This window comes from Curtobacterium sp. PhB191 (assembly GCF_004346515.1).
In the GTDB taxonomy this organism is placed as follows: domain Bacteria; phylum Actinomycetota; class Actinomycetes; order Actinomycetales; family Microbacteriaceae; genus Curtobacterium.
On sequence record NZ_SMBV01000004.1, the window covers coordinates 197804 to 224271 of the forward strand.

Genomic DNA, 26468 nt, shown 5'->3' on the forward strand with positions numbered 1-26468 from the left:
TCGCTCCGGCGATCACCCACTCGTTCCAGGGGGAACCCGTGCGCATCATCCGTACCCTCGGCATCGCCGCCGCCACCGCAGTCCTCGCCACCACCGTCGTCGTCGGTGGGGCCTCCACCGCGCAGGCCGCCCCGAAGACCTACGCCAACTGCACCGCGGTGCACAAGGTGTACTCGGGCGGCATCGCGAAGAAGTCCGTCACGAAGAACAAGGTGGTCTCCGGCGGCAAGACCACGACCCGTGCGCTCAAGGGCACGGTGAAGAAGGACGACGCCCTGTACAAGGCGAACGCGAAGCTCGACCGCGACAAGGACGGCATCGCCTGCGAGAAGAGCTGAGGCGCTGACGCGCTGACGCACCGAACCGCTGACCCTCGAACGCCCCGTCGACCCGGCGGGGCGTTCAGAGCGTCGGGACGCCCTCGTGCCCGGACCTCGGGCGGGCGGTCCCGGCGACCCCGGTGACGACCGACCCCGCGGGGACGTCCTTCGTCACCACGGTGTTCGCACCGACGACGGAGTCCTGCCCGATGCTGATCGCCCCGATGAGGGACGATCCCGCGCCGAGCACGACGCGGTCGCCGACGACCGGATGCCGGCGGGCCCCTGGGCCGTGGTCGCCACCGCGCCCGCCCAGGGTCACCCCGTGGAACAGCACGACGTCGTCCCCGATCACCGCGGTCTCCCCGATCACGACGCCCATGCCGTGGTCGATGAAGAACCGACGGCCGATGCGGGCGCCAGGGTGGATCTCGATGCCCGTCACCGACCGTGCTGCCTGGCCGATGACCCGTGCGACGAACCGCGATCCGGGCAGGCCCCTGGCGAGCCAGAGCCGGTGCGTCACGCGGTAGGTCCAGATGGCGTGCAGCCCGGAGTAGACGATCGCGTTCTCGAGGTCACCACGGGCGGCGGGGTCGCCGCGGCGTGCTGCGGCCAGGTCCTCCCGGACCGTCCGCAGCACGCCTCGTCGGACGGAACGACTCACGCAGTGAGTCCCTCGAAGAGCACCGTCGACAGGTAGCGCTCCCCGGTGTCGCAGACGATCGCGACGACGCGCTTGCCGGCGTTCTCGGGTCGCGCTGCGATCTCGAGCGCGGCGTGGATGATCGCGCCGGACGAGATGCCGGCGAGGATGCCCTCGTCGGTCGCGAGCGCCCGCGCCACACGCAGGGCGTCGTCGAGCTCGACGTCGAACACCTCGTCGATGACGGACTGGTCGAGGACCTCGGGGATGAAGTTCGCACCGATGCCCGCGATCTTGTGCGGTCCGGCCTTGCCCTCGGTCAGGAGCGGGGAGTCCTTCGGCTCGACCGCGACGATCTGCACGCCGGGCACGCGCTCCTTGAGCACCTGGCCGACACCCGTGATCGTGCCACCGGTCCCGACGCCGGCGACGAACACGTCGACGTGCTCCTCGGTGTCGCGCAGGATCTCCTCAGCGGTGGTCTTCCGGTGGATCGCGGCGTTCGCGGCGGTCTCGAACTGGTGGGCGAGGATCGCGCCGGGCGTCTCGTCGACGATCGCGGCGGCGCGTTCGACCGCGCCCTTCATGCCCTCGGGACCGGGGGTGAGCACGATCTCGGCACCGTAGGCGCGCATCACTGCACGACGCTCGACGCTCATCGTCTCCGGCATCGTGATGATCACCTTGTACCCGCGGGCCGCACCGACGAGCGCGAGGGCGATGCCGGTGTTGCCCGACGACCCCTCGACGATGGTGCCGCCCGGCTGCAGGTCGCCGGACTGCTCGGCCGCGTCGATGATCGCGACGCCGAGGCGGTCCTTCACACTGGCGCCGGGGTTGTAGAACTCGAGCTTGGCCAGCACCTCGGCGCCACCCGCCTTCGGCAGCCGGTTCAGCTTGACGAGCGGGGTGTTGCCGAACGCCTGGGAGATGTTGTCGTAGATCGTGCCGCTCATCCGGTCCGTCCTCATCGGGTCAGGTCGCGCATCGCTCTTCCTGGAGGCGCGGTGTGCGCCCGATCCTAGCGACCGGACCCCAGGTGGTCCTGTCCACGGCATCGGCTCCCGTTGCCGTGTGGCCCACCTGGGCGTACGGTGCCGGGCAACGACGAGGAGGTCGCCATGTCCAAGCTGCAGCAACCCGAGGTCGCACCGCCCGTGGTCGACCGTGCCGCGTTCGACGAGGCACTCGCCACCCAGGTCCGCGACGAGAAGGAACTCACCCGGCACGGCGACCGTGTGTCTGCCGCCCGCCGCCGACTCCCGATGGTCCAGGTGGAGGACTACGAGTTCCAGGGCGCCGACGGCCCGGTCCGGCTCTCCGAGCTGTTCGACGGCCGCTACCTGCTCCTCGTGCAGAACGTGATGTTCGCGCCCGACTGGGACGACGGCTGCCCGAGCTGCACCTGGGCCGTGGACAACCTGCCGGCGAACACGGGTCGGCTCGACGACGAGGGCATCGCGTTCGCCATGGTCTCGCAGGCTCCGATCGAGAAGCTCGAGCGCTGGCGAGAGCTGCACGGCTGGCCGCACCGGTGGGTGTCGTCGGGCGCCACGAGCTACCACGACGACTGGGGCTGGACCCTGCACCACGACGACTACGACGGTCCGGTGCCGGGCTACTCGTACTACCTGCTGCGCGACGGCGTGCCCTACCTGACGTACGCCACCGGATCGCGTGGGACCGAGGCCATCCTGCCGGTCGCGCACATCATGGACCGCACCGCGTACGGCCGCCAGCAGGACTGGGAGGACAGCCCCGACGGCTGGCCGCAGTACCCCACCTACGGCTGACTCCGGCGCTCCATCTCGATTGGTCCGCAGCTTGTGGACCTATTGACGATGTCTCAGCGCAGGAACGCCGTCCGCGCGAACCGCTCGTCGGTCGCTTCGAGCACCCGCAGCACGTTGCCCCCGGCGAGCGCCCGCAGGTCATCCGCTCCCCACCCGCGCCGCTGCAGCTCGGCGGCGAGCACCGGGTACCGGGACACGTCACGCAGGTCCGGCGGCAGCACCGGGGTGCCGTCGTAGTCCCCGCCGAGGCCGATGTGTGCTGCGCCGGCGAGGTCGCGGGCGTGCTCGACGTGGTCGGCGACGTCCGACACCGTCACGAGCGGCGGCTCCCCCACCGAGCCGGCGTCCTCCCAGTCCGCCCAGTCGCGGGAGACGAACTTCGGCACGAACGTGATCATCACGATGCCGCCGTTGTCCGACAACCGGGCGAGCACGTCGTCCGGCACGTTGCGCGGGTGGTCGTCGACGGCGACGGTGGACGAGTGGCTGAAGACGACGGGCTGCGTGGCGACGTCGAGGGTGTCCCGCATGGTGGCCGGTGCGGTGTGCGACAGGTCGACGAGCATGCCGATCCGCTCCATCTCGGCCACCACCTGGCGGCCGCGATCGGTCAGCCCGCCGTGCGGACGCGAGCCCGTCGCCGAGTCGGCCCAGGGGGTGTCGTCGTTGTGCGTGAGCGTCATGTAGCGGACGCCGAGTCGGGCGAAGACGCGGAGCACCGCCAGGTCGTCGCCGATGGAGTGCCCGCCCTCGGCGCCGAGCAGCGACGCGATCCGACCGGACTCGACCGCCGCCCGCACCTCGGCCGCCGTCCGGGCGAGTGCGAGCGACTCCGGGTACCGCTCGATGATCCGGTGCGCCAGGTCGATCTGCTGCAGCGTCGTCCGCACGGGGTCCGGTTCGTCGACGGGCACGAAGACCGACCAGAACTGGCCGACGACCCCACCGGCGCGGAGCTTCGGCAGGTCGGTGTGCAGCGAGTCGACCTCGGTGTCGATGCCCTCGACCCCGGAGTCGTGGGCCTCGCGGCGCTCCCACGGCAGGTCGTTGTGGCCGTCGATGACCGGGAACGGGATCGCGTCGAACGTCATGCCCCGACGCTACCGCGCACGTCCCCGTGGCTAGGCTCGGTGCGTGGACCCCGTCACCCTCCGGACCGATCGCCTGGTGCTCTCCGTGCCGGAACCGTCCGATGCGGAGGACGTCATCAGGTACGCGAACGACCCCGACGTCGTCGCCTACACGCCGGTACCGGTGCCGTACGGCCACGCCGAGGCGCACCACTGGATCACCGACGTCGTGCGCGCTGGCTGGTCCACGGACTCCCGCTACGAGTTCGGCATCCGGCGGGCCGACGACCTCCGACTCCTCGGGACGATCGGACTGTTCGGGTTCGTCGACGGCGCGGCCGAGGTCGGCTACGCCGTGCACCCGGACGGTCGCGGCCACGGCTTCGTGACCGAGGCCGCAGCCGCCGTCCTGGCGTGGGCGTTCGCGCCGTCGCCCGACGGACTCGCGCTCGTCCGCGTGCAGTGGCGGGCGATCGCGGCGAACGCCCCGTCCGCGGCGATCGCGCAGCGGCTCGGGCTCCGCTACGAGGGACGGCTCCGGTCCGGCGTGTTCCACCGCGGACGACGCCACGACCAGCTCATCGCGGCTGCTCTGCGCGATGACGACCGCTCGACGCCGACGGTCTGGCCAGCCTCGTGACGGTGACGTTCCGCGTGGTGACCGAGCTCGCGGCACCGCCGGAGCGCGCGTTCGCGCTGTCGCTCGACATCGGCGCGCACGAGCGGTCGATGGCTGCGACCGACGAACGCGCCGTCGCCGGCACGACGTCCGGCACGATCGGCCTGGGCGAGTCCGTCACCTGGCGCGCGCGGCACTTCGGGATCGTCTGGCGGATGACGAGTCGGATCACTGCTCTGGAGGCTCCGCACCGCTTCGTCGATGAACAGGTGCGTGGGCCGTTCGCCCGCTTCCACCACGAGCACCGGTTCGAGCCGTCGGCCGGCAGCACGCGCATGGTCGACACCATCACGTTCCGCGCACCGTTCGGCCCGCTCGGTCGTCTGGCCGAGGTCGTCGCCCTCGAGCGCTACCTGCCGCGGCTCATCCGTGAGCGCAACGCGTCGCTCGCCACCGAGCTGCACGCCGACGGCCCCGACAGCCCCGACGGTCAGGGCGCTGCGAGCTCCCCCAGCGCGTCGTAGGCACTCGCCACCGCGTCGACCCGCGCGCGGCCGGCCGGTCCCGAGGCTTCGTACACGTCGTTCGCGATGGCCGCGACGACCGCGAACAAGGCCGCCATCGAGTCGAACGCCGCCGGTGAGTCGACCGGGCACAGGATCGCGGTGTTCGCCGGTGCCGCGATGACGGCTGCGGTCGGATCGCCCAGCACGACGACGTCGGCGCCGGTCGACACGCAGTGCCGCACGATCCGGTCGACCCCGGCAGTGTGCCGACGCACGGTCACCAGGACGACGAGGTCACGGCGGTCGAGGTCGGCGACCTCTTCGCCGAGCCGCTGCCCCGGTGCCGGACCGACCCGGACGTCGGAGCGGACCTGGGCGAGCTGCGCGCGGAGCTGCAGCGCCACCGGGTAGGCGCCGCGCTCCCCGAACACGAGCACGCGATGAGCGCGGACGATGCGGCGAGCGAGTCGCGGACGATCGGCACGGGCCAGCGAGGCGAAGGCCGCGTCGAGGTTGCGGGCCTCGACGGCGCGCTGGTCGACGTGGGCGGCGTCTTCCGCAACCCACGGCAGGCCGGAACCGCGTGCGGACATCAGGTTCTGCCGGACCTCGGCCGCGTCCTGGAACCCGAGCGACCGGACGAGCCGGGACACCGTGGCCTTCGACGTGCCCGACTCGGCGGCGAGCTCGGCCGAGGTCCCGACGAGCAGGAGTTCCGGGTCGTGCCGGACCATCGCGGCGACGCGTCGTTCGGCGGGCGAGAGCTGCTCCCAGACGGAGTCGATGCGGGCGCGGACGTCCGGTCCGGCCGTGCTCATGCCCGGGCCACCCGCTCCACCGCGACGGCGAGCGCGTCGAGCCCGAGCGCGATGTCGGGCGTCGAGACGAACTCGTCCGGGTGGTGGCTGATGCCGTCCGGGTTGCGCAGGAACAGCATCGCGACGTCGGTGACGAGCCCGAGCGACATGGCGTCGTGTCCAGCTCGCGAGAACAGCTCCATCGGCGCGGCCTCGCCCGTCGACTCGATGCCGGCGCGGACGGCGTCCATCAGCCGCGGCGCGCAGAACACCGCCGGCGCGCGGTGCACCTCGGTCGGCGTGACGCTGACCCCGCGTCGTTCCCCGATCAGCGAGAACGCCTTCGTGAGCTCGTCCCACACCGCGTCGCGGCCGTCGTCGAACTCGCCGCGCAGGTCCACCGAGAACCGTGCGAGCCCGGGGACCACGTTCACCGCGCCCGGTTCGACGGTCATCGTGCCGACGGTGCCGACGTGGTGCGACGCCCGGCAGATCCGCTCGACGGCCAAGGCGGCCTCGGCCGCGGCGAGCAGCGCGTCGTGGCGGCGCTCGTACGGCGTTCCGCCGGCGTGCCGGGCCTCGCCGACGGCCTCGACCGAGAAGCGTCGGGCGCTCGCGATGCTCGTGACGACGCCGAGCGCCTGACCGGCCTGCTCGAGGTACGGACCCTGTTCGATGTGCGCCTCGAGGTAGCCGGCGAGCGTGGTCGGGTCGGCCGCCGCGTCACCCACCCGGGCCGGGTCGAGCCCGAACCGGGTGAAGGCCTCGCGCAGGGTCACGCCGTCGCCGTCCGCCAGGTCCCACCAGGACTCGTCCCACACCCCGGCGACGGCGGACGACCCGAGCAGGGCCTTGCCGAAGCGGGTCCCCTCTTCGTCGGAGAACGCGATGACCTCGAGCGCGACGGGCAGCGGTCCCGCGGCCGTCAAGCGCGCAGCGGTGCGGATGGCCATCAGGACCCCGACGATCCCGTCGTAGCGGCCGGCGTCCACCACGGTGTCGAGGTGCGAGCCGAGCAGCAGCACGGGGGCGTCCGGCGTCGCGCCGTGGACCCGTCCGTGCAGGTTGCCGGCGGCGTCCTGCCAGGTGGTGAGTCCGGCGTCCTGCATCCACCCGGCGACGATCCCGTTGACGCGGGCGTGCTCGGGCGACAGGTACACGCGGGTGATCCGGCCGGTCTCCTCGGTGACCAGGGCCAGCTCGTCGCACCAGCGCGCCACGAGCTCGGCGTCGGCGGTGCCCAGGGCGGTGGCGGTCACGACCGGGGCCGCGCTCACGCCAGCACCCCGACCGGCGCACCGGCGAAGACGTCGAGGGCCGCGTCGACCCCACCGCCGTGCGGGACGGCGTGCCCCGCCCGGCGGAGCGCGTGCTCGAGGGCGGCGAGGGTCGTCACGACGGTGTCCTTGCGGGCGTTATAGCCCATGGTGCCGATGCGCCAGACCTTGCCGTGCAGCGGTCCGAACGAGGTGCCGATCTCGATGCCGTGGTCGTCGAGCATCGAACCACGGACCTGGTCGCCGACGACGTCGGACGGGATCTCCACCGCGACGACGTTGTGCATCTTGTGTGCGACGTCACCGAACACCCCGAGCCCGAGCGCCTGGACGCCCTGCAGCATCGCGCGGCCCGCGAGTTCGTGGCGTGCGATCGCCTGCTCGCGCCCTTCGTCGAGCAGGATGCGGGCGCACTCGTTGGCGGCGTAGAGCATCGACGCGGCCTCGGTGTGGTGGTTCAGCCGCCGCGGACCCCAGTAGTCCAGGATCATCGCGAGGTCGAGGTAGTTCGAGCGGATCGGCTCGTCGGCGACGTCGTCACCGGGTTCGCGGATGCCCGCCTCGACGCTGCGGCGCTCGTCGAGCACGGCGGTCGCACGCGGAGAGACGGTGACCGGCGCGCTGCCGGACGGCCCGCCGAGGCACTTCTGCAGGCCGGCACTGACGGCGTCGATGCCCCAGGCGTCGACCTCGAGCGGGTTACCGCCGACGGTCGCCGTGGCGTCGGTGTAGAACAGCACGCCGTGCCGCTCGCAGATCGCGCCCAGTTCGTCGAGCGGCTGGTTCATCGTGGTGGAGGTGTCGCCCTGCACGATCGCCAGCACCTTCGGCCGGACACGGACGATGGCGTCCTCGATCGCGGACGGCGTGAAGACCTGGCCCCACGCGGTCTCGATGGTGTGGACCTCGGCCCCGGCACGGCCCGCGATCTCGGCGAGCAGGTGCCCGAACCGGCCGAACACCGGCACGAGCACGCGGTCACTCGGCACGAGGAGCGACACGAGCACCGCTTCGATCCCGGCGCGCGAGGTGCCGTCGACGAGCACGGTGGCCTCGTTCGTGGTGCCGAACACACCGCGGTAGAGCTCCTGGGTGTCGTTCATGGCGGAGGTCATCCACGGGTCGTACTGCCCGACGAGCGGGGTCGACAGGGCGCGGAGCACACGCGGGTCGGCGGTGATCGGGCCGGGGCCCATGAGGAGGCGGGCTGGCGGGTTCACGGGGTGCATGGTTGGTCCTTCCGTTCCGGTCACGAGCGTACCGGAACGATCGTTACAGACGTGTTTCGGTGACCCGGGCATCCGCGGTCACGGGAGCCGCGACGAGCTGCCCCTCGACGGCGGTGACGCCGGACGCGGTGGACGCCACCACGCGCCCGCGCAGCCAGGTCTCGGTGACGCGGCCACGGGCCTCCAGGCCGGCGAACGCGGAGACCGGGTTGCGGTGTGCGAGGCCGGCCACGTCGATGACCGCCGTGGCGGACGGGTCGAACACGGCGAAGTGGGCGAGCGCACCGGGGGCGATGACCCCGCGGTCGGGGAAGCCGACGAGTGCTGCCGGACCGGTCGTGAACAGCGGCAACAGCACCTCGAGCGGGACGCCGCGGCGGAGGGCCTCGGTCCAGACGGCCCGGAAGCCGACCTGCAGGCCGGCGATCCCGCCCCAGGCGAGTCCCCAGTCGTCGACCTTGAGGTCGGCGGTCGACGGCGAGTGGTCCGACACGATCATGTCGATCGTGCCGTCGAGCACACCGGCCCACAGGGCGTCGCGGTTCGCGTCGTCACGGATCGGCGGGCAGCACTTGTACTCGGTCGCGCCGTCGGGGATGGACCCCGCTTCGAACGACAGGTAGTGCGGGCAGGTCTCGACCGTGATCCGGACGCCGTCGTCCTTCGCGGCGCGGATCATCGGGATCGCACCGGCGTCGGACAGGTGCAGGATGTGGACCCGGGCGCCGGTGGCCCGTGCGCCGTCGATGACCCGCGCGATGGCGGACCGCTCGGCGTCGACCGGGCGGGTGGCGAGGAAGTCCTCGTAGTGCCCGCCGAGCGCAGCGTGGTCGACCAGGAACTCGGGGTCCTCGGCGTGCACGATGAGCAGGGCGTCGATCCGGGCGACCTCCTCGATCGCGTCGCGCAGTTGGTCGGCGTCGAGGTGCGGGAACTCGTCGACCCCGGACGGCGCGGTGAAGCACTTGAACCCGAAGACGCCCGCGTCGTGCAGTGCGCCGAGCGAGCCGGCGTTGTCGGGGACCGCCCCGCCCCAGAACCCGACGTCGACGGCGACCCGCCCCTCGGCACTCGCGCGCTTCACGGCGAGCGCCTCGACCGTCGTCGTCGCGGGGATCGAGTTGAGCGGCATGTCGATGATGGTCGTGACCCCGCCGAGTGCGGCGGCCCGGGTCGCGGACGCGAACCCCTCCCACTCGGTGCGTCCGGGTTCGTTGACGTGCACGTGGGTGTCGACGAGGCCGGGCAGCAGGACCTGGTCGGCCGGCACGGTGCGGTCGTCGACGGCGGCCACGGCTGCGTCGACCGGCAGGACGGTGTCGACGCGGCCGTGGCGCACGACGACCGCTGCGGGGCGGAAGGCTCCGTCGATCCAGGCGCGATCTGCGCGCAGGACGAGGTCCGCGACGGTGTCGGTGTCGACGTCGGTGCGGGACTCGGTGCTGCCGTCGGCCGGGAGGCCCGTCATGCGCCCGCCCCGACCGTCGCGCCCGCCGCCGGCTGACGTTCGAAGCCCGCCAGCAGACCCGACATCGCCTTCGTCGGCGGGGTGGCGTACTCGCCGTGCTTGCCCGTCGAGAGCCCGAGCCGCACGAGCGACTCGGCGAGCACGGTCGCCGCGGCGACGCCGTCGACGACCGGTGCCCCGATCGCCCGCGAGACCTCGGCGCAGAAGTCCGCCATCCCCGCGCAGCCGAGCACGACCGCGTCGGCTCCGCCGGCGATGACGGCCCGGCACTCCTCGATCACCAGGGCGCGTGCGCCCGAAGCGGGGTCGTCGAGCTCGAGCACCGCGACCTCGCACGCCCGGATCTCGGTGACGAGCGACGCGAAGCCGTAGCGCTCGGCGAGCTCGTGGGCCCGTCCGGTCGTCCGCGCCAGGGTCGTCACGACGCCGAACCGGCGCCCGAGCATCGCCGCTGCGTGGAAGCCCGCCTCGGCGATCCCGATGACCGGCCCGGCGGCGAGCTCCCGCGCGGCGTCGAGGCCCGGGTCACCGAAGCAGGCGACGACGTAGGCGTCCACGCCGTCCTGCTCCCCGAGCGCGATCTGCTCGAGGAGCCCCGGCACCGCGAGCGCCTCTTCGTAGTGGCTCTCGATCGACGCCGGGCCCATCGTGGGGTTCACCGCCTCGACGATGGTGCCCGGGCCGGCGACCGCGGTGGCGGCGACGCCGATCGAGCGGGTCATCGAGGCGGTGGTGTTCGGGTTGACGACGCGGATGCGCATCGGGGTCCTTCCGGTGGTGCGGGCGGTGCGGGTGTCGCTGGTGGTGCGGTGTCGCTGCGGCGTCTCAGGCTCGTCCGACGGCGGCGCCGTCGTCGACCGTCGGGTCGTCCGAGGCGAGTTCCGGCATGCTCGGCCGGACCCGCTCGAGTCCCCAGAAGACCACGAGCCCCAGGCCGCAGCCGATGAACCAGCTGTAGTTGTTCAGCCCCGGCAGGATCCCGAGCGCGGGCGGGATCACCGCACTGGCGACCGAGACCACCCCGGTGACGACGAGGGTACCGATGGCGTTCGGGTTGAAGCCGCCGCGGTACCAGTACCGGGCCGAGGTGTCCTTCGTGTACATGTCGTCGACGGCGATGCGCTGCTTCCCGACGATGTAGTACCCGGCGATCAGGATGCCGAACAGCGGGCCGATGAGGGCGCCGAGCACCCCGAGCGTGTACAGGATGGCCTGGTCGTTGCCGTACCAGTTCCACGGGGTCAGCAGCACGGAGCCGACCGCGGCGATCATGCCGCCGGCTCGCCACGAGATCTTGCGCGGAGCGACGTTCGAGAAGTCGAACGCGGGGCTGATGAAGTTCGCGACGATGTTGATGCCGACCGTCGCCGTGACGAAGGTCAGGCCGCCGAGCAGGATCGCGAACGGGGCGCCGATCGCCTGCACGGTCTCGATCGGGTCGGTGATGAGCTTGCCGAACACCGGCACGGTCGCACTCGCACACAGCACGGTGAGCACCGAGAAGAACAGGAAGTTGATCGGCAGGCCCCAGAAGTTGCCCCGCTTGACGGCCGCGAAGGACTTGCCGTAGCGCGAGAAGTCACCGAAGTTGAGCATCGGGCCGGAGAAGTAGCTGACCACCAGGGCGACCGCGGAGAGCATGACCGGGATCGACGCGCCGAACGAGAGCGGCTCCCCCACCGACAGCGTGAACGAGATGTTGCCGATGCCGGCCTGGCTGACGAGGTAGATCGCCAGCGCGATCATCACGACGTACACCGCCGGGCCCGCCCAGTCGATGAACTTCTTGATGGCCTCCATGCCCATCCAGAACAGGGCCCCCTGCGCGACCCACAGGATCGCGTACGAGATCCACCCGAGCGCCGACAGCCCCAGGAACGAGTGGTCGAGCAGCCCGGCCGAGGCGGGGATGAACTTCAGGAAGATGATGTTGAGCGACTGCGCGGCGAGGAACGTCTGCACGCCGTACCAGGCCATCGCGATCAGCCCGCGGATGATCGCGGGCACGTTCGCCCCGAGCACCCCGAACACCGCACGGTTGATGACCGGGTAGGGCACGCCGGTGCGCTGCGACGGCTTGGCGACGAGGTTGGCGAAGACCTGCACGATCAGGATGCCGACCACCAGGGCGATGAGCACCTGCCAGCTCGCGATGCCGAGTGCGAAGAGCGACCCGGCGGTGACGTAGCCGCCGACCGAGTGCACGTCGGACATCCAGAAGGCGAAGAAGTTGTAGCTCGTCCAGCTCTGCTTGCGCAGCGGGGCGAGGTCCTCGTTCGTGAGCGCCGGGTCGTACCCGGGCTTGACGACGCCGGCACCAGCGGGTGCGGCGGTCGTGGTGGGGGCGTGGGGCGCTGCGACGGGTGTCACGAGATCGGTAGCCATGGCGTCCTCCGAGGGAGTGGGGTGGGGAGGCGGTGATCGCCTCCACCACAGAAGTTAGGGAGCCTCTTCGCGCCCGCCGTTTCCCTCGTGTAACGGTCGTGTGTCGTGGTCGCTGTCCTGAAACGCTCGTTCCACACCAGAACGTGCACAGACATGTGCACGATGATGGCCGCATGCCCGACACCATCCGTTACGTCGCGATCGGCGACAGCTTCTCGGAGGGCATCGGCGACGCCGGCGCCGTACCGTTCCCCGGCTGGACCGGCCGACTCGCGAGCGGCATGGCCCGTGCGCACGACGCAGACGTCCGGTACGCCAACCTCGCGGTCCGCGGGCGCCTGCTCGCCGGGGTCCTCGGAGAGCAGCTCGACGCGGCTCTCGCACTCGACCCCGCACCGACGCTGATCACGTTCTGCGCGGGCGGCAACGACCTGCTGCGGCCACGGTTCGACGCCCACGCCCTCATCGCACCACTCGAAGCGGCGGTCGACACGGTCCTGGGCCGCGGGGTCCGGCTGGCGCTGCTGAGCCCCGCCGACCCGAGCGCACGACTCCCCCTCGGACGCCTCATCAACGCGCGCGGCGACGCCTGGGCGGACGCCCTCGCCGACCTCGCCGACCGGTACGACCTGCCCTTCGTCGACGTGTCCCGTGATCCGCACCTGCGCCGTGCCGAGTTCTGGTCCGAGGACCGGCTGCACATGAACGACACCGGCCACCAGCGCGTCGCGGACCTCGCCCTGCACGCGATCGAGGACGGACCGGCACCGATCGAGCCGGCGTCCGAACAGACCGGCCGCACCCGACTCTCCGAGGAACTCCGCTACTACCGCGAGCACGTCCTGCCCTGGGTACAGCGCCGCGTCACCCGGCGGTCCTCGGGCGACGGACGCTCGGCAACCTACCCGGCGTGGACCCCCGTCGACTGATCACGCACGATCGCGGCGGTTCTCCGCACGCGTCCCGCGCTCCGCTTGTCCTCCCCCGCGAACAGCCGTTCTACTCGGGTGATCCACGTCCGAGCCGAACTCAGGGGAGACGGCACCATGCACACTGCGCCACGCCCATCCGGCACCACCGCGACACGTCCTGCAACCGTCACCACCCCGACGGGCACCCCCAGCACCGCACACGGCATCGACCACATCGGCCTCACCGTGCCCGACATCGACCAGGCCACCGACTTCTTCGTCCTGGGACTCGACGCCGTCCCCCTGTACGACCGGTTCCTCCGGAGCGAACCGCTCCGCGGTGAACCCGACGTCCAGCGGCGCCTCGGCATCCCGAAGACCATGGCCCAGGGGGCACTGCGTATGCTCGCGCTGCCGAACGGGCCGGGACTCGAGCTCTTCGAGTACCACGGCCCCGACCAGCGCCCGGCCGTCCGCGCGAGCGACCTCGGCTGGCAGCACGTGGCGTTCTACGTCGACGACATCGACCACGCGCTGTCGCACATCGAGACGGCGGGCGGCCAGCGGTACGCCGACCCGCGTGACCTCGGCGGCAACGAGGGTGGGTTCGGCAACCGGTTCGTGTACGTCGGAACGCCGTGGGGATCGACGATCGAGCTGATCACCTACCCGAGTCGGCAGTCGTACGAGGACCACGCCCCGCGACCGAAGTGGCGCGTCTGACGGTTCAGCGCGCCGGGGCCGTCGCGATGTACGTCCGCGTCGGCCCGCCCGTCAGGGCGTGCGGGAACTCGACCCCGTCCGCCCGGAACCCGCCGGCTTCGTAGAGCCGCAGCGCTCGCTCGTTGCCGGCGAGTGCGTGCAGGACCACCGCGGGGTGTCCCGCCGCCGACGCCGCGTCGACCGACGCGGCCAGGAGCGCACGCCCGACACCCCGCGCCTGCACGTCCGGGCGGACGGCGAGCAGCGACAGGTAGGCGGCGTCGGACGGGTCGGTCGACCGCCCGGACCCCGGCGCCGTCACGAGCGCGAAGCCGTCGATCGCACCGGCCGCTCCGACAGCGACGAGCAGGGCGACCCGAGGCACGGCGAACTTCGACGCCGCGCGGGCTCGCACCGCCTCGGATTCCGGCACGCCGTCCCGTGCCGCGACCGCTGCGACCCACAGGTCGACACACGCCGACACTTCGTCCGGGGCCGCTGGACGCACGGACACGGACGGTTCGATCACCCGGTCAGCCTACGACCGCGCTGCTGCCGATCCTGAACGACGCCCCACGGTGCTCGTCGGGCAGCCGGTCACCGCGGCCGTGCAGCTTGTGCCGCAGCGAACCGGGCTCGTAGCCGGTCGGGTACGCCCCGCGCGCCCGGAGTTCGGGGATGACGAACTCGATGACGTCCTCCCACGTGCCCGGCGTCACCGCGTACGCCAAGTTGAAGCCGTCGACGTCGGTGAGCTCCTGGATCTCCTCCAGGCGGTCGGCGATGGTCGCTCCCCCGCCGACGGCGACCGGCCCGAGTCCGCCGATCGCGGTGTGCCGGGCGAGGTCGCGGATCGTCCACGAGCTGCCGTCCTCGCCGGTCGCCGCCGCGATGTTGGCCGCAGCCGACTGAATCGCGTTCGACTCGACATCGCCGAGGGGCTCGTCGAGGTCCCACTGCGACAGGTCGACGCCCATCCAGCCGGAGTTGAGCACCAGGGCACCGAGCTCCGACGCGTACGACAGGTAGTCCTCGTACTTCGCCTGGGCCAGCTCGTCGGTGGCGTCCGTGATCACGGTGAGCAGTGTGTAGACGCGAGCGGCGTAGCGGTCGCGACCAGCTGCCTCCAGGGCGTCACGGACCTTCGCGACGGTCGACGCGAGCTGCTCGACGGTCGGTGCGCCCACGAAGACGGCTTCGGCGTTCTCCGCTGCGAAGCGGATGCCGCGCGGCGACGCGCCCGCCTGGTAGATGACGGGCGAACGCTGCACCGACGGCTCGGACAGGTGGATGCCCGGCACGTCGAAGTGCTTGCCGTGGTGCTCGATCGGGTGCACCTTCGCCGGGTCGGTGAAGACGCCGGACGCGCGGTCGGCGACGACCGCGTCGTCCTCCCACGAGCCCTCCCACAGCTTGTAGAGGACCTCGAGGTACTCGTCGGCCACGTCGTACCGGTCGTCGTGCGACAGCTGGTCGGTCTGGCCCATGTTGCGCGCGGCGCTCGGCAGGTAGCCGGTGACGACGTTCCAGCCGACGCGCCCCTTGGTCAGGTGGTCGAGCGTGGAGATCCGCCGGGCGAACGGGTACGGGTGCTCGTACGCCGTGCCCGCCGTGATCCCGAAGCCGAGGTGCTCGGTCACCGACGCCATCGCCGACACCAGCAGGATCGGGTCGTTGACCGGCACCTGCGAGCCCGTGCGGAGCGCGGCCTCGTTCGAGTCGCCGTACACGTCGTACGTGCCCAGCACGTCGGCGATGAAGATGCCGTCGAACGCCCCGCCTTCGAGCGTCTTCGCCAGGTCCGTCCAGTACGTCAGGTCGCGGTAGTCCCGCGATCGGTCGCGCGGGTGCCGCCACAGCCCGGAGGACTGGTGCGCGACGCAGTTCATGTCGAAGGCGTTGAAGCGGATCTGCCGGGGCTCGCTGCTGCTGGTCACGCTTGGCGACGCTACGTGCGGGGTCTGCATCCGTCATCCATCGTGACGAAGCGTGACGGCCGCAGCTCAGGCGCGGTCGTGGAGCGTGACCTGGTAGCCGTCCGGGTCGGCGAACGTGAACGTCCGGCCGAACGGGCCGTCGATCGGTGCCGACACGATCGTGTGGCCGTCGGTCACCAGGGCGTCGTGGATGGCTTGCACGTCGGTCGCGTGCAGCCAGATCGCCGCGCCGATGCCCGGCTGCGACACCGCGTCGAGGTCGGTGCCGGGGACGACGTCCCGCAGCGCGAACGCGATCGGCGTCGTCTCGAACACGACGGCGTGCGGCGGGCCGGCCTGCGAGCGGACGAGACCGAGGTACTGCTCGTAGAACGCTTGGGACGCCGTCAGGTCGCGGGTCTGCAGGGAGATGAAGTCGGGGCCGGTGACGGGCATGTGGTGCTCCTTCGGTTGTGTCAGTTTTCTGACACGGCACAACCTATGTCAGACTCCTGACATGAGTCAAGACGGCACCGACAGCAGCGACGTCATCGACCTCGAGACGTCCCTCGGGTACCTGCTCAAGGAAGCCGCGAGCGCGCTCCGCGCTGCGATGGAGGCCGTGCTGCGCCCGCTCGGCATGACGATGACGCACTACTCGTGCCTCGAACTCCTGGCACAGCGGCCCGGGCTGTCGAACTCCGAGCTCGCACGCGGCGCCTTCGTCACGCGGCAGTCGATGAACGTGCTGCTGCAGGCCCTGGAACGGGACGGCTTCGTGACGCGGGCCACCGAGGCGCCGGTGGGCAAGGCGCTCCCGACGCGGTTGACGGCGAGCGGCCGGGCGAGCCTCGAGCGGGCGAGTGCAGCCGTCCGCGGTGTCGAGGTCCGCATGCTCGACGGGTTGTCGGGTGAGCAGCAGGTGGCGGCGCGGGGGGCGCTGCGCAGCATGGTGCGCTCACTCCGCCGCACCAGCGACGACGAGGCCGGCACGGTCTGACGACGCGCTACCCTTCGACCGGTATTGATGTATCTCTCGAAGGGAACTGTTCGTGCACGAGGACTTCACCGGCCTGTACCTGTCGAGCCTCTGGCTCAGCGTCGCGACGCTCGCCGGCGGGTACGCGCGGACCCGGAACCGATCGGCGTGGACCTGGTTCCTCCTGACGCTGCTGTTCGACCCGCTCGAGGTGCTGCTGCTCGTCACGTGGCCGGCGCGCCCGCCCGGCCGGACCGACCCCGCGCGGACCGATGCGTCCGCATCGGCACCGGACACGGGCGGTTCCGAGGAGTAGCCCTGACGCAGAAGCGCGCAGGACCAGATCCTCTCAGGGAAGGGCGGACACCATGGCGCTGCAGGACGACGTCGTCACCGACGTCGGCGGGGATCGACGACTACGGACCGCGCTGCTGATCGTCGGCATCGTGGCGGTCCTCGTCGGTGTCGCCTCACTCGTGCTCCCGCACGCGACGCTGTTCGCGGTCGCGTGGGTGTTCGGCATCTACCTGCTGGTGTCCGGCCTGTCGATGATCGTCCGTGCGTTCGCCCGCGGGATCGGCACCGGCCGCCGCATCGGCTTGGTCGTCCTCGGTGCGCTGATCCTCGCCGGGGGCATCGTGGCGCTCGTCGCCCCGCCAGTCGGGGTGCGGTGGATCGCGTTCGTGATCGGCTTCGCCTGGCTGGTCGAGGGCATCACGCTGCTCTACGCCCCGACACCGACGAACCGTGCCCTGACGATCGGCGCCGCGGTGCTCAGCATCGTCATCGGCGTGCTCGTCATCAACCTGCCGTCCATCGGGGCAGCGCTGGCCGTCGTCGCCATCGCGGGCTTCCTGATCCTGTTCGGCATCGTGCAGATCGCCCTCGGGGTCACCGTCGGACGCGCTGACCGATCCGCCACGACCGCTGGTCGAGCGGCCTGAGCACGGCCGCTGCGCAGGGGCCCGTCACGGGATCGGCGCCGACGACTCCTAGGCTCGACGGGTGGACGTCACCCTGCGGAACAGCATCCCCGAGGACATCGAGTGGCTCGTGGAGCTGCGTGCGCAGGTCCTCCGTGCCGACCTGGAGCGTCTCGGCCGCTTCGACGCGGTCCGGGTTCGCGGGCGGATGCGTGATGCCTTCGCGCCCGAGCACACGCGGGTCGTCGTGGTCGACGGGCGTGATCGCGGCTCGATCACCGTGCGGCCGGACGCCGACACCCGGTGGATCGAGCACTTCTACCTCGCGCCGGACGTCCAGGGCCGAGGCGTGGGCTCGGTGGTGCTCCGGAGCGTCCTCGACGAACCACACGCCGGACCCGCGCGACTCAACGTCCTGCAGGGCAGCGCCGCGCGCCGGCTCTACGAACGGCACGGTTTCGTCGTCGACGCCGAGGACGACGTCGACGTCTTCATGACGCATCGTCACGTCTGAGCGAGACGAGTACCGCCCCTGACCAGGCCCTACAGCACCTTCGCGTACCAGCGGTCGGAGTACGGGTCGTCGTTGAACGGTGCCACCCGCACGAAGCCGAGCCGTTCGTAGAGCGCGCACGCCTCGGCGAGCTCAGCCCGGGTGTCCAGTCGCAGGGACGCGATCCCCCGCGCACGACACTCCGCCTCGAGCCGGCGCAGCAGCGCCGACCCCACGCCCTGCCCACGGTGGCTCGGCAGCGTGAACACCTTGGTGAGCTCCGCCACGTCGTCGAGGAACCGGGCGCCGGCACACGCGATCGGCCGTCCACCGTCGGACGCCACCAGGAACACGCCGCTGTCCCCCTGCAGGTCGTCGTACGGCTCGTCGGCCAGTGCGAGATCGACCTCGGCAGGCGTTGCGTCGCGCCCGTACCAGCGCGAGGCCACCTCGGTCAGGTACGTCCGCACCATCAGGTCGGACTCCGCCCCTCCGGGGCGGCGCACCTCGACGATCACCGCTGTCCTCCGTTCGTCGCTTCGGACGCTCGAGACGCTCCCGGCGACGGACGGGAGGCGCGGGGCGGGCCCGCACCGGGCCTCCTGGCCGTCACGTGGTCGCGATCGCGAGCCGCACCCGGCTCAGCGGGACGCCGTCGCCTCACGCGCAGCGGCTTCCGCCGCGACCCAGGCGAGCATGCCGCACTTGACCCGCATGACGAACTTCGAGACGCCGTGGAAGGCGATGAGGTCCTCGAGGACGTCCTCGTCGGGCTCGCCGATGCCGCGGGAGCGCATCATCGTGCGGAACTCGTCGGTCAGTGCGAGGAGCTCCGGGACCGTGCGGCCCACGGCCATGTCGGTGAGGACCGATGCCGAGGCCATCGAGATCGAGCAGCCGTCGCCCTGCCAGGCGAGACCGGCGATGCGGTCGGTGCCCGGTTCGAGACGGATGCGGACGGTGATCTCGTCGCCGCACGTGGGGTTGCGCTCGAAGTGCGAGGCGTCGGCGTCGGGCAGGTCGCCGTCGCCGTGCCGGGCCTTGGCGTGGTCGAGGATGACCTGCTGGTACAGGCTGTCGAGGGAGTTCATACGGTCGCTCCGAAGTAGCCGCGGACCTCGCCGACGGCCGCGATGAACCGGTCCACGTCGTGCTCGGTCGTGTAGACGTAGGTGCTCGCGCGGCTGGTGGCGACCAGGCCGAGTCGGCGGTGCAGGGGTTGGGCGCAGTGGTGCCCCGAGCGGACGGCGATGCCCTGCGCGTCGAGGTACTGCGACACGTCGTGGGCGTGCACACCGTCGACGTCGAACGACACCAGGCCCGATCGCGGGACGCCGACCGGCGGACCGACCACGCGGATGCCGGGGACGGCGGCCAGGCCGTCGAGCATGCGCCGGGCGAGGTGCTCCTCGTGCGCGCGGACACGCTCCATGCCGATGCCCTGCAGGTAGCGGACGGCCTCGGCCAGGGCGACGGCCTGCGAGACGGGCTGCGTGCCGGCCTCGAACCGCTCGGGTGCCGGCATGAACTCCGACGCCTCCATGGTCACGGTGGTGATCATGGACCCGCCGGTGCGGAACGGAGGCAGCGCGTTCAACAGCTCGCTGCGGCCCCAGAGCACGCCGATGCCGTTCGGGCCGAGCATCTTGTGCCCGGAGAACGCGGCGAAGTCGACGCCGAGCTCCTGCACGTCGAGCGGCCGGTGCGGCGCGGACTGGCAGGCGTCGAGGACGACCAGTGCGCCGCGGGCGTGGGCGAGACCGACGATCTGCTCGACGGGGGCGACCATGCCGGTGACGTTCGAGACGTGCGCGAACGCGACGACCTTGGTGTGGTCGGTGATCAGGGCCGCGGCATCCTCGGCGGTCCAGGTGCCGTCGTCGGCGACCGGGACCCAGCGGAGCGTCGCACCGGTCAGCGCGGCGAGTTCCTGCCAGGGCACGAGGTTCGCGTGGTGCTCGGCCTCGGTGACCAGGATCTCGTCGCCCGGTCCGATGCGGAAGCGAGCGGCGTCGACCCCGCCCCGGCCACGGCTGGCGTTCGCGATGCCGTAGGCAACGAGGTTGAGGGCGTCGGTGGCGTTCGCGGTCCACACGACCTCGCTCGGACCGGCAGCGCCGATGAAGTCGGCGACGGTGGCACGGGCGTCCTCGTAGGCATCGGTGCTCAGGGCCGCGAGCGTGTGCGCGCCGCGGTGCACGGCGGCGTTGTCGTGCTCGAGGAACCGGCGCTCGGCGTCGAGGACCTGGGTCGGGCGTTCCGCCGTCGCCCCGGAGTCCAGGTACGCCAACGGTTGCCCGTTCACGTCCTGCGCGAGGATCGGGAAGTCCGACTTGATCGTCTCGACCTCGGCCTCGGTGAGCGGCTGGTTCGGCGCCACGACTGTCACGTCTCGTCCTCCTGGTGTTGCTGTCCGGAGCAACCCGTCAATGGTGGCCGTTGTTCCCGACGGCGTCCAGTCGGCACGGGAACGGCCCAGGACCACGCCGGGTCCTGGGCCGTCGCACGGTGGGGCTACTCGTTGCCGATCTTCTTGTCCGCAGCGTCGCGGGCACCGTCGATCTTGTCGTCGTACTTGCCGCCGGTGGCCTTCTTGACCGCGTCGGCGACGCCCCCGAGGACCTTGTCGCTGATGTCCTCGGCCTTCTCGCTCTTCAGGGCGTCCTGGACCTTGTTGTCCTTCAGGAAGTCCTGGGCCTTCTTCGTGATGTCGTCGAACCCCGCCATGGCCTGCTCCTCAGCTCGGTGCGGAGCCCATCGCTCCGTCATGCCGCAGATCGTAGGCCGCAGAACCGACCTCTGTCCCGGAACGTGACGAAGTGTTCACACCATCTGTGCGCTGCGTCGACGTGCCAGGACGTACCCGACCGCGACCGCCCCGGACACCGCGAGGAGCGACGGGATGAGGATGTCGGTGCCCTCCTGGGTGAACTCGACCACCAGGACGAGCGCCGTGAACGGGGCCCGCATCGTGGTCGCCAGGAACGCCGCGGCGCCGACGAACGCGAAGGCCGCCAGGCCCGGGCCGTCGGCCGGCCAGAGCAGGAGCCACGCGCCACCGAGGCCGCCGCCGATCGCCGAACCGATCGCGATCGAGGGCGTCAGGGTGCCGCCGACCGCGCCGGCACCGATCGTGGCCGACGTGGTGATCGTGCGGACGACGCCGAGCAGCAGGAGCAGCACGATCGGCGCCAGGCCGGCGACGGTGTCGTCGTCGAGCGAGGCGTTCATCGCGACGATGCCCAGCGCCCGGCCGTTGCCGAGGATCTCGGGGAACGGCACCGCGATGAGCCCGACCATCGCGAACACCACCGGCAGCACGACGAGCAGGTGCCAGCCCTTGGGCGCGATGCCCTGCAGCCGGTTGGTGAGCTTCACGAACCCGACGCCCGCCAGGCCGAGGACGGGCCCGACGATGATCGCCCAGACGAGCAGCGACGGCGACATGTGCATCGCGGGCACGTGGTAGAGCACCTCGTCCGGGATCACGAGCCGGGCGACGAACGCGGCGACGGCACTCGTGGCGAACGCGGGCAGGGCCGTGGCGAAGCTGATCTCGCCGAGCAGGACCTCGACGGCGAACAGCGCACCACCGAGCGGGACGTCGTACACAGCGGCGAGGCCCGCTGCCGCTCCGCAGGCGACCAGGATCTTCGTCTCGCGCGGGGTCAGACCGGCACGACGGGTGACGAGCTGGGAGAGCCAGGCGCCGACCTCGCGCGGCGCGACCTCCTTGCCGATCGAGGCGCCGAGACCGACCGCCAGGATCTGCACGCCGGCGTTCGCCAGGGTCGCCAGCGCGGGCATCCGCTTGCCGCCGACCGCCGCGGTGACCGACACGATCGGACGCCCCCAGCGCCGGAGCGCCCACCAGGCGAAGCCCGTCAGGACACCGGCGGCCACGAGGGCGAGGAACCGGTTCAGCGCCGACGGTGCGTCCGCCGCCTCGAGGTGCCCACCGAAGCCGTACCCGAAGGCCACGAACTGGATGAGCTGCAGCGCGAGCCACACGGCGATGCCGGCGATGCCGCCGGAGACGCCCACCAGGGCGGTGACGACGGCGAGCTTGAGCGCCCAGACGGGGGTCGCGTGTCCGGAGCGCGGCATGTCGGAAACCCTAGCGGCTCCGATCACCGGCACCGGGCCTCCCGGTCGTCCCACCCGCCGTCAGACGGCCGTCAGACGGAACGGGACCACGCAGTCGGCGGGCATGAGCGGCGGGTGCAGGCCGACCGTGCCGAGTACGCGACCGCTGAACACCCGTGCGCCGCTCCACCAGTCCGGCCGGACGATCCCGTGCCCGTCGCCGACCACGATCGGGTCGACGCGGTACGAGGCGTCCGGGTCGAGGTCGCGGAAGGTGACCCGACCGGTGCCGGACACCTCGGACCGCCCGATGCTCGCCAGGAAGAAGACGGCCTGCTGCCGGTCCGGCGTGACCGTGCCGTACACGAGCCGGGAGTCGTCGACCTCGTCCATGCGCACCAGGTCGCCGCCGTGCAGCAGCCCGCGCAGCTCCTTGTACAGCGCGATCCACTCGGCCAGCGACGCCGACTCCTCCGCCGTCGCCTCGGTGAGGTCCCACTCGATGCCCAGGTGCCCGACGAGCGCGGTGCCGGCCCGGAAGGCCAGGTCGTGGACGCGGCCCGTCGAGTGGTTCCTGCCGCTCGCGATGTGCGCGCCGAGGAGTTCCGGGGGCAGGAGCTGCTGCGTCCACCGGTGCATCTGCTGCCGCTCGAGGGGGTCGATGTCGTCGGACACCCAGACGCGGTCGGTGTGCTCGATCACGCCGAGGTCGACCCGGGCGCCGCCCGACGCGCACGACTCGATCTCGAGCGTCGGGAAGCGCTCCTTCAGGGTCGCCATCAGCCGGTACGTCGCCAGGGTCTGCTCGTGCACCGCCGCGCCGCCACCGGGGAACCCGGCCTCCACCAGGTCGCGGTTGTGGTCCCACTTGACGTACTCGATGCCGTACTCGCCGATGATCGCCGTCATCCGCTCGAGCACGTACTCGTACGCCTCGGGGATCGCCAGGTCGAGCACCTGCTGGTCGCGGGACCGCATCGGCAGTCGGCCGTCCGCCTGCATGATCCACTCCGGGTGGGCGCGGGCGAGGTCGCTGTCCTCGTTCACCATCTCGGGTTCGAACCACAGGCCGAACTCCATGCTGAGCGCCCGGACACGGTCCACGATCGGCCCGAGCCCGTCGGGCCAGACGTCCTCGTCGACGTACCAGTCACCGAGCCCGAGGTGGTCGTTCCGGCGGCCGCGGAACCACCCGTCGTCGAGCACGTACCGCTCGACCCCGAGGGCGGCGGCGCGCTCCGCCAGGTCGGTCAGCCGGGCGAGGTCGTGGTCGAAGTACACGGCCTCCCAGACGTTGATCGTCATCGGCCGCGGCGTCGTCGGGTGCTGCGGCCGGCTGCGGAGCCACTGGTGGAACCGTCGGGCCTGGTCGTCGAGCCCGTCACCGTGGGCGAACCACACCCACGGCCCCTCGTACGTCTCGCCCGTGCCGAGTCGGACCTCGCCCGGCAGCAGCAGTTCGCCGCCGCCGATCACCTGGCGCCCGGTCGACAGGCGTTCGGCGTGGTGCCGGTGGTTCCCGCTCCACCCGGTGTGCACGCCCCAGACCCGACCGCGGGCGAAGCCGAAGCCGGGCTCCCCCACCGTCAGGACGGTCGCGGCGTCGGCACCGGTCCGGCCCTTCCGGCTCTCACGCTGGTGGGTGCCGACGACGAGTTCGCGGCGCTGCGGGGTGCGTTCCTTGCCCCATCGACCGGCGAAGTCCAGGACCTCGCGCGCCCCGGACGGGATCGGCATCGCCACCGTCAGGTCGTCCACCGTGTAGACGCCGTCGGCGGTGTTCGTGACGGCAGCCCGGGCACGGACGAGTCCGGAGCCGAGCACCTCGATCGTCACGCGGACCGCGAGCCCCGCGGTGTCGTCGGCAGCCTCGGCCCTGACGGTCGTGTCGGTCACGTCGAGCGACCGCACGGTGAACGCCGGCGACCAGTCGTGGCCGTCGCGGTGTCCGGCCAGGCCGGGTCGTCCGCTCCACCCGCGGTTCGGCTCGGGCAGCACGGCGACACGGACGGGGTCGTCCATCTCGTTCTGGGCCACGGGGGCGACGTCCGCGTCGGCGAGTGCGACGAGCGCGTCGTCGTCGAGTGGCCCGAGGGCTGCTCCCCAGTGCACCACCGCGGGCAGCGCGTGGTCACGGCAGTCGAGGACGAGGGAGACGCCCCCGGCGGTCAGGTGGACGAGGTCGTACGAGGTCACGGCCCCAGTCTTCCTCAGAACCAGCGCTTGACCTTGAACACGACCCACAGGATCGCGGCGAACAGGACCATCCCGACGATCGACAGCGGGTAGCCCCAGGTCCACGTCAGCTCGGGCATGTGCGTGAAGTTCATGCCGTAGATGGCGGCGATGAGCGTCGGGGCGAACAGGATCGCCGCCCAGCCGGAGATCCGCTTCGTGTCGTCGTTCTGCTTCTGCGCCGCCAGGGTGGAGTCGACGGTCAGCGCGTTCTGCAGCAGCTGCCGGAACGTGTCCAACCGCTCCACCGTGCGGATGGCGTGGTCGAGGACGTCGCGGAACCGGCGCTGCATCTCGATCGGCAGGTGGTACTTCTCGGCGCCGCGGTGCAGGTTCTCGATGATGTGGATGAGCGGGCGGGCCGCACGCTGGAAGTCGACGACCTCGCCGAACAGTTCGTAGATGCGCCGCGAGACCCCGGCCTCGCCCGCGAACAGCTGGTCCTCGATCTGGTTGATGTCCTCTTCCAGCCCGTCGATCACCGGCACGTAGCCGTCGACGATCGTGTCCATCAGCGCCCAGAGCTGCGCCTGCGGTCCGACCGTCACCAGGCCGGGCTTGCCGCTCATCCGCTGCAGCGCTCGCGGGACGGTCGGCTTGCCGCGCGGGTCGGCCTTCACCACGACGAGGAAGAAGTCCTCCCCGACGAAGGCGTGCACCTCGCCGAACGCCACCTCTTCCTGCCCGTCGTTGTAGAGCGCGGGCTTGAGGACCACGAAGAGCGTCGAGCCGTACCGCTCGAGCTTCGGTCGCTGGTGCCCCTCGGCGGAGTCCTCGACCGCGAGCTCGTGCAGGCCGAGCGCGACCGCGACGTCGCCGAGCTCCTGCGCGTCCGGTTGGTACAGCACGATGCACGCGCTCGCGCCCTGCTCGTCGAGCATCCGGAAGGTGTCGTCCAGCGACGGACTCGCCATCGGGGCGATCCGGTCGACGTACACGGTGTTCATCTCGACGCTCACGCGACCACCGTACGCAGGTGACCGGCTTTCGGACGGGAGGCCCGTGGCGGGCCCGCCACGGGCCTCCAGTCCGCCGTCCCCCACAGGCTGAACGCACGCTGCGCGCCCGACAGGACCGCCCGCCTACGGTGCAGGTCATCAGCATGCTGACGAAGGGAACGGTCATGAAGAGGATCTGGAAGCGCATCGCAGTCGCCGTGAGTGCCGTCGTGGCGGTCGTCGGAGCGTTCGTCGGGTCCGGCGCCGCCGGCGGGACACCGATCCAAGACGCTGCCGGCGGAGCACTGTCGGCGTCGTCGACCGCCATCGCACCGGACGGCCCGGCGTTCTCGATCTGGAGCGTCGTCTACGTCGGCCTCATCGCCTACGCCATCCGCCAGCTCTTCCGCACGTCGGACGATGACCGGCACGCGAAGCTGGCGGTGCCGGCGATCCTGTCCCTGCTGCTCAACGCGGCGTGGATCCTGTCGGTGCAGTTCGGGTTCCTGTGGGCGAGCGAGCCGATCATCGTGGCCCTGCTCGCGGTGCTGGTGTGGACGTTCACGATCCTGCGACGGACGAAGCCCTCCGGCGTCGTCGAGGCGATCGTCACCGACGGCACGTTCGGCCTCTACCTCGGGTGGGTGTGCGTCGCGACGGCAGCGAACACGGCCGCGGTGCTGACGGCAGCGGGCTTCCGGGGCTTCGACCTCGGGCAGGACGTCTGGGGTGTGCTCGTCGCAGCGGTGGCCGGGCTCGTCGGGCTGCTGCTGGCGGTGTGGGGTCGGGGTCGCCTGGCGCCGATGCTCTCCCTGGCCTGGGGGCTGGCGTGGGTGGCGGTCGCGCGGCTCGACGGTCCGCTGGTGTCGACGCCGACCGCCGTGGCCGCGGTGGTCGCAGCCGCCGCGGTCGTGGTGGTGACGGTCGCCGTGCGGGCACGGGCGGGTTGGTCCGGCGCGCGTGGCCTGGCGGCGCGCACGGCGTGACAGCGGGCCGGGGCGGGGCTGTGCGCCACGGTGCGTCGCGGTCTGTCCCGGTCTGTCCCGGTCTGTCCCGGTCTGTCCCGGTCTGTCCCGGTCTGTCCCGGCAAACCGACGCTTCTCGCGGCGCCGATCCGGTCCGTGCCGCCAAAGCGACAGTCTGCCGCGGATGTTCCGCGGCAGACTGTCGCTTTC

At 71.6% G+C, this 26468-nt stretch carries 30 protein-coding genes; 11 read left to right on the top strand and 19 right to left on the bottom strand.

Annotated features, from left to right (window positions below; translation table 11 throughout):
• The first annotated feature begins 38 nt into the window (after positions 1–38).
• Positions 39–338, top strand: a complete 300-nt coding sequence (locus tag EDF48_RS08730) for an excalibur calcium-binding domain-containing protein (RefSeq protein WP_235035941.1) — start codon at positions 39–41, stop codon at positions 336–338.
• A gap of 64 nt (positions 339–402) precedes the next feature.
• Here EDF48_RS08730 and epsC read toward each other — a convergent pair whose 3' ends face one another.
• Together epsC and cysK are read right to left on the bottom strand one after the other, a co-directional pair.
• Positions 403–987, bottom strand: a complete 585-nt coding sequence (gene epsC, locus EDF48_RS08735) for a serine O-acetyltransferase EpsC (protein ID WP_243692431.1) — start codon at positions 985–987, stop codon at positions 403–405.
• Complete coding sequence (gene cysK / locus EDF48_RS08740) at positions 984–1922, bottom strand: cysteine synthase A (RefSeq protein ID WP_123292013.1); 939 nt, start codon at positions 1920–1922, stop codon at positions 984–986. Before cysK ends, epsC begins: the two co-directional genes overlap by 4 nt.
• Positions 1923–2087: 165 nt before the next feature.
• Here cysK and EDF48_RS08745 point away from each other — a divergent pair, with 165 nt between their 5' ends.
• Positions 2088–2759, top strand: coding sequence for a DUF899 family protein (locus EDF48_RS08745; RefSeq protein WP_123938556.1), 672 nt, complete (start codon positions 2088–2090; stop codon positions 2757–2759).
• A 53-nt stretch (positions 2760–2812) separates the two neighbouring features.
• Here EDF48_RS08745 and EDF48_RS08750 read toward each other — a convergent pair whose 3' ends face one another.
• Entirely contained in the window at positions 2813–3850 is a 1038-nt protein-coding gene (locus EDF48_RS08750; RefSeq protein ID WP_131879400.1) for a dipeptidase, read from the bottom strand.
• 43 nt (positions 3851–3893) lie between these two features.
• On the opposite strand from EDF48_RS08750, the gene EDF48_RS08755 reads away from it, so the two are divergent.
• Both EDF48_RS08755 and EDF48_RS08760 read left to right on the top strand, forming a co-directional pair.
• The gene (locus EDF48_RS08755; protein WP_131879402.1) at positions 3894–4469 is read left to right on the top strand and encodes a GNAT family protein; all 576 of its coding nucleotides are present in this window, start codon (positions 3894–3896) and stop codon (positions 4467–4469) included.
• Positions 4466–4972: an SRPBCC family protein gene (locus EDF48_RS08760; RefSeq protein WP_131879404.1), complete on the top strand. Its 507-nt coding sequence runs from the start codon at positions 4466–4468 to the stop codon at positions 4970–4972. The genes EDF48_RS08755 and EDF48_RS08760 overlap by 4 nt, the downstream gene beginning before the upstream one ends.
• On the opposite strand, the gene EDF48_RS08765 is transcribed toward EDF48_RS08760, so the two are convergent.
• The 6 genes from EDF48_RS08765 to EDF48_RS08790 all read right to left on the bottom strand — a co-directional run bounded on the left by EDF48_RS08765 (position 4939) and on the right by EDF48_RS08790 (position 12110).
• Complete coding sequence (locus tag EDF48_RS08765) at positions 4939–5772, bottom strand: MurR/RpiR family transcriptional regulator (protein ID WP_123292009.1); 834 nt, start codon at positions 5770–5772, stop codon at positions 4939–4941. The genes EDF48_RS08760 and EDF48_RS08765 overlap by 34 nt on opposite strands.
• Positions 5769–7028, bottom strand: a complete 1260-nt coding sequence (locus tag EDF48_RS08770; RefSeq protein WP_131879406.1) for an allantoate amidohydrolase — start codon at positions 7026–7028, stop codon at positions 5769–5771. The genes EDF48_RS08765 and EDF48_RS08770 overlap by 4 nt, the downstream gene beginning before the upstream one ends.
• Positions 7025–8257: an alanine--glyoxylate aminotransferase family protein gene (locus EDF48_RS08775; RefSeq protein WP_131879408.1), complete on the bottom strand. Its 1233-nt coding sequence runs from the start codon at positions 8255–8257 to the stop codon at positions 7025–7027. Before EDF48_RS08775 ends, EDF48_RS08770 begins: the two co-directional genes overlap by 4 nt.
• Before the next feature lie 43 nt (positions 8258–8300).
• A complete protein-coding gene (gene allB, locus EDF48_RS08780) occupies positions 8301–9725 on the bottom strand; it encodes an allantoinase AllB (RefSeq protein WP_131879410.1) in 1425 nt (474 codons plus the stop codon).
• Positions 9722–10486, bottom strand: a complete 765-nt coding sequence (locus tag EDF48_RS08785) for an aspartate/glutamate racemase family protein (RefSeq protein ID WP_131879412.1) — start codon at positions 10484–10486, stop codon at positions 9722–9724. Before EDF48_RS08785 ends, allB begins: the two co-directional genes overlap by 4 nt.
• 64 nt (positions 10487–10550) lie before the next feature.
• Complete coding sequence (locus EDF48_RS08790) at positions 10551–12110, bottom strand: NCS1 family nucleobase:cation symporter-1 (RefSeq protein ID WP_131879414.1); 1560 nt, start codon at positions 12108–12110, stop codon at positions 10551–10553.
• Between the two features lie 173 nt (positions 12111–12283).
• On the opposite strand from EDF48_RS08790, the gene EDF48_RS08795 reads away from it, so the two are divergent.
• A complete protein-coding gene (locus EDF48_RS08795) occupies positions 12284–13039 on the top strand; it encodes an SGNH/GDSL hydrolase family protein (RefSeq protein ID WP_200849207.1) in 756 nt (251 codons plus the stop codon).
• A 117-nt stretch (positions 13040–13156) separates the two neighbouring features.
• Complete coding sequence (locus EDF48_RS08800) at positions 13157–13744, top strand: VOC family protein (protein ID WP_123292003.1); 588 nt, start codon at positions 13157–13159, stop codon at positions 13742–13744.
• A 4-nt stretch (positions 13745–13748) separates the two neighbouring features.
• On the opposite strand, the gene EDF48_RS08805 is transcribed toward EDF48_RS08800, so the two are convergent.
• From EDF48_RS08805 to EDF48_RS08815, 3 genes are all read right to left on the bottom strand, one after another.
• Entirely contained in the window at positions 13749–14252 is a 504-nt protein-coding gene (locus EDF48_RS08805; RefSeq protein ID WP_123938546.1) for a GNAT family N-acetyltransferase, read from the bottom strand.
• A 4-nt stretch (positions 14253–14256) separates the two neighbouring features.
• Positions 14257–15660: an LLM class flavin-dependent oxidoreductase gene (locus tag EDF48_RS08810; protein ID WP_279432381.1), complete on the bottom strand. Its 1404-nt coding sequence runs from the start codon at positions 15658–15660 to the stop codon at positions 14257–14259.
• 66 nt (positions 15661–15726) lie between these two features.
• Positions 15727–16095, bottom strand: coding sequence for a VOC family protein (locus EDF48_RS08815; protein WP_131879418.1), 369 nt, complete (start codon positions 16093–16095; stop codon positions 15727–15729).
• 61 nt (positions 16096–16156) lie between these two features.
• Here EDF48_RS08815 and EDF48_RS08820 point away from each other — a divergent pair, with 61 nt between their 5' ends.
• From EDF48_RS08820 to EDF48_RS08835, 4 genes are all read left to right on the top strand, one after another.
• On the top strand, positions 16157–16639 hold the full coding sequence (locus EDF48_RS08820) for a MarR family transcriptional regulator (protein WP_131879420.1): 483 nt from the start codon (positions 16157–16159) through the stop codon (positions 16637–16639).
• A gap of 52 nt (positions 16640–16691) precedes the next feature.
• The gene (locus tag EDF48_RS08825) at positions 16692–16934 is read left to right on the top strand and encodes a hypothetical protein (RefSeq protein WP_131879422.1); all 243 of its coding nucleotides are present in this window, start codon (positions 16692–16694) and stop codon (positions 16932–16934) included.
• Positions 16935–16986: 52 nt separating this feature from the next.
• Positions 16987–17562 carry a DUF308 domain-containing protein gene (locus EDF48_RS08830; protein WP_165918789.1) on the top strand — a complete coding sequence of 192 codons (576 nt, stop codon included), beginning with the start codon at positions 16987–16989 and terminating at the stop codon, positions 17560–17562.
• A 61-nt stretch (positions 17563–17623) separates the two neighbouring features.
• Entirely contained in the window at positions 17624–18055 is a 432-nt protein-coding gene (locus tag EDF48_RS08835) for a GNAT family N-acetyltransferase (RefSeq protein ID WP_207906675.1), read from the top strand.
• Positions 18056–18084: 29 nt separating this feature from the next.
• Here EDF48_RS08835 and EDF48_RS08840 read toward each other — a convergent pair whose 3' ends face one another.
• From EDF48_RS08840 to EDF48_RS08870, 7 genes are all read right to left on the bottom strand, one after another.
• The gene (locus EDF48_RS08840; RefSeq protein ID WP_131879426.1) at positions 18085–18552 is read right to left on the bottom strand and encodes a GNAT family N-acetyltransferase; all 468 of its coding nucleotides are present in this window, start codon (positions 18550–18552) and stop codon (positions 18085–18087) included.
• A gap of 123 nt (positions 18553–18675) precedes the next feature.
• Positions 18676–19125, bottom strand: coding sequence for a Fe-S cluster assembly sulfur transfer protein SufU (sufU, locus tag EDF48_RS08845; RefSeq protein ID WP_123291997.1), 450 nt, complete (start codon positions 19123–19125; stop codon positions 18676–18678).
• Positions 19122–20414: a SufS family cysteine desulfurase gene (locus EDF48_RS08850; RefSeq protein WP_123938764.1), complete on the bottom strand. Its 1293-nt coding sequence runs from the start codon at positions 20412–20414 to the stop codon at positions 19122–19124. Before EDF48_RS08850 ends, sufU begins: the two co-directional genes overlap by 4 nt.
• Before the next feature lie 134 nt (positions 20415–20548).
• Entirely contained in the window at positions 20549–20761 is a 213-nt protein-coding gene (locus EDF48_RS08855) for an antitoxin (RefSeq protein ID WP_123292323.1), read from the bottom strand.
• A 96-nt stretch (positions 20762–20857) separates the two neighbouring features.
• Entirely contained in the window at positions 20858–22141 is a 1284-nt protein-coding gene (locus tag EDF48_RS08860) for a chloride channel protein (RefSeq protein WP_123338757.1), read from the bottom strand.
• A 60-nt stretch (positions 22142–22201) separates the two neighbouring features.
• Positions 22202–24316: an alpha-galactosidase gene (locus EDF48_RS08865; RefSeq protein ID WP_207913238.1), complete on the bottom strand. Its 2115-nt coding sequence runs from the start codon at positions 24314–24316 to the stop codon at positions 22202–22204.
• A gap of 14 nt (positions 24317–24330) precedes the next feature.
• The gene (locus tag EDF48_RS08870) at positions 24331–25314 is read right to left on the bottom strand and encodes a magnesium and cobalt transport protein CorA (RefSeq protein ID WP_243698069.1); all 984 of its coding nucleotides are present in this window, start codon (positions 25312–25314) and stop codon (positions 24331–24333) included.
• Between the two features lie 164 nt (positions 25315–25478).
• Here EDF48_RS08870 and EDF48_RS08875 point away from each other — a divergent pair, with 164 nt between their 5' ends.
• The gene (locus EDF48_RS08875; RefSeq protein WP_123292320.1) at positions 25479–26279 is read left to right on the top strand and encodes a tryptophan-rich sensory protein; all 801 of its coding nucleotides are present in this window, start codon (positions 25479–25481) and stop codon (positions 26277–26279) included.
• Positions 26280–26468 lie beyond the last annotated feature (189 nt).

What these genes read in the sequence shown, in the direction of transcription:
- EDF48_RS08820 (WP_131879420.1), top strand. Translation starts at nt 16,157, where the DNA reads ATGAGTCAAGACGGCACCGACAGCAGCGACGTCATCGACCTCGAGACG.
- EDF48_RS08750 (WP_131879400.1), bottom strand. Translation starts at nt 3,850, where the DNA reads ATGACGTTCGACGCGATCCCGTTCCCGGTCATCGACGGCCACAACGAC.
- sufU (WP_123291997.1), bottom strand. Translation starts at nt 19,125, where the DNA reads ATGAACTCCCTCGACAGCCTGTACCAGCAGGTCATCCTCGACCACGCC.
- EDF48_RS08775 (WP_131879408.1), bottom strand. Translation starts at nt 8,257, where the DNA reads ATGCACCCCGTGAACCCGCCAGCCCGCCTCCTCATGGGCCCCGGCCCG.
- EDF48_RS08830 (WP_165918789.1), top strand. Translation starts at nt 16,987, where the DNA reads ATGGCGCTGCAGGACGACGTCGTCACCGACGTCGGCGGGGATCGACGA.
- allB (WP_131879410.1), bottom strand. Translation starts at nt 9,725, where the DNA reads ATGACGGGCCTCCCGGCCGACGGCAGCACCGAGTCCCGCACCGACGTC.
- EDF48_RS08795 (WP_200849207.1), top strand. Translation starts at nt 12,284, where the DNA reads ATGCCCGACACCATCCGTTACGTCGCGATCGGCGACAGCTTCTCGGAG.
- EDF48_RS08815 (WP_131879418.1), bottom strand. Translation starts at nt 16,095, where the DNA reads ATGCCCGTCACCGGCCCCGACTTCATCTCCCTGCAGACCCGCGACCTG.
- EDF48_RS08855 (WP_123292323.1), bottom strand. Translation starts at nt 20,761, where the DNA reads ATGGCGGGGTTCGACGACATCACGAAGAAGGCCCAGGACTTCCTGAAG.
- EDF48_RS08800 (WP_123292003.1), top strand. Translation starts at nt 13,157, where the DNA reads ATGCACACTGCGCCACGCCCATCCGGCACCACCGCGACACGTCCTGCA.
- EDF48_RS08785 (WP_131879412.1), bottom strand. Translation starts at nt 10,486, where the DNA reads ATGCGCATCCGCGTCGTCAACCCGAACACCACCGCCTCGATGACCCGC.
- EDF48_RS08790 (WP_131879414.1), bottom strand. Translation starts at nt 12,110, where the DNA reads ATGGCTACCGATCTCGTGACACCCGTCGCAGCGCCCCACGCCCCCACC.
- cysK (WP_123292013.1), bottom strand. Translation starts at nt 1,922, where the DNA reads ATGAGCGGCACGATCTACGACAACATCTCCCAGGCGTTCGGCAACACC.
- EDF48_RS08860 (WP_123338757.1), bottom strand. Translation starts at nt 22,141, where the DNA reads ATGCCGCGCTCCGGACACGCGACCCCCGTCTGGGCGCTCAAGCTCGCC.
- EDF48_RS08875 (WP_123292320.1), top strand. Translation starts at nt 25,479, where the DNA reads ATGAAGAGGATCTGGAAGCGCATCGCAGTCGCCGTGAGTGCCGTCGTG.
- EDF48_RS08765 (WP_123292009.1), bottom strand. Translation starts at nt 5,772, where the DNA reads ATGAGCACGGCCGGACCGGACGTCCGCGCCCGCATCGACTCCGTCTGG.
- EDF48_RS08745 (WP_123938556.1), top strand. Translation starts at nt 2,088, where the DNA reads ATGTCCAAGCTGCAGCAACCCGAGGTCGCACCGCCCGTGGTCGACCGT.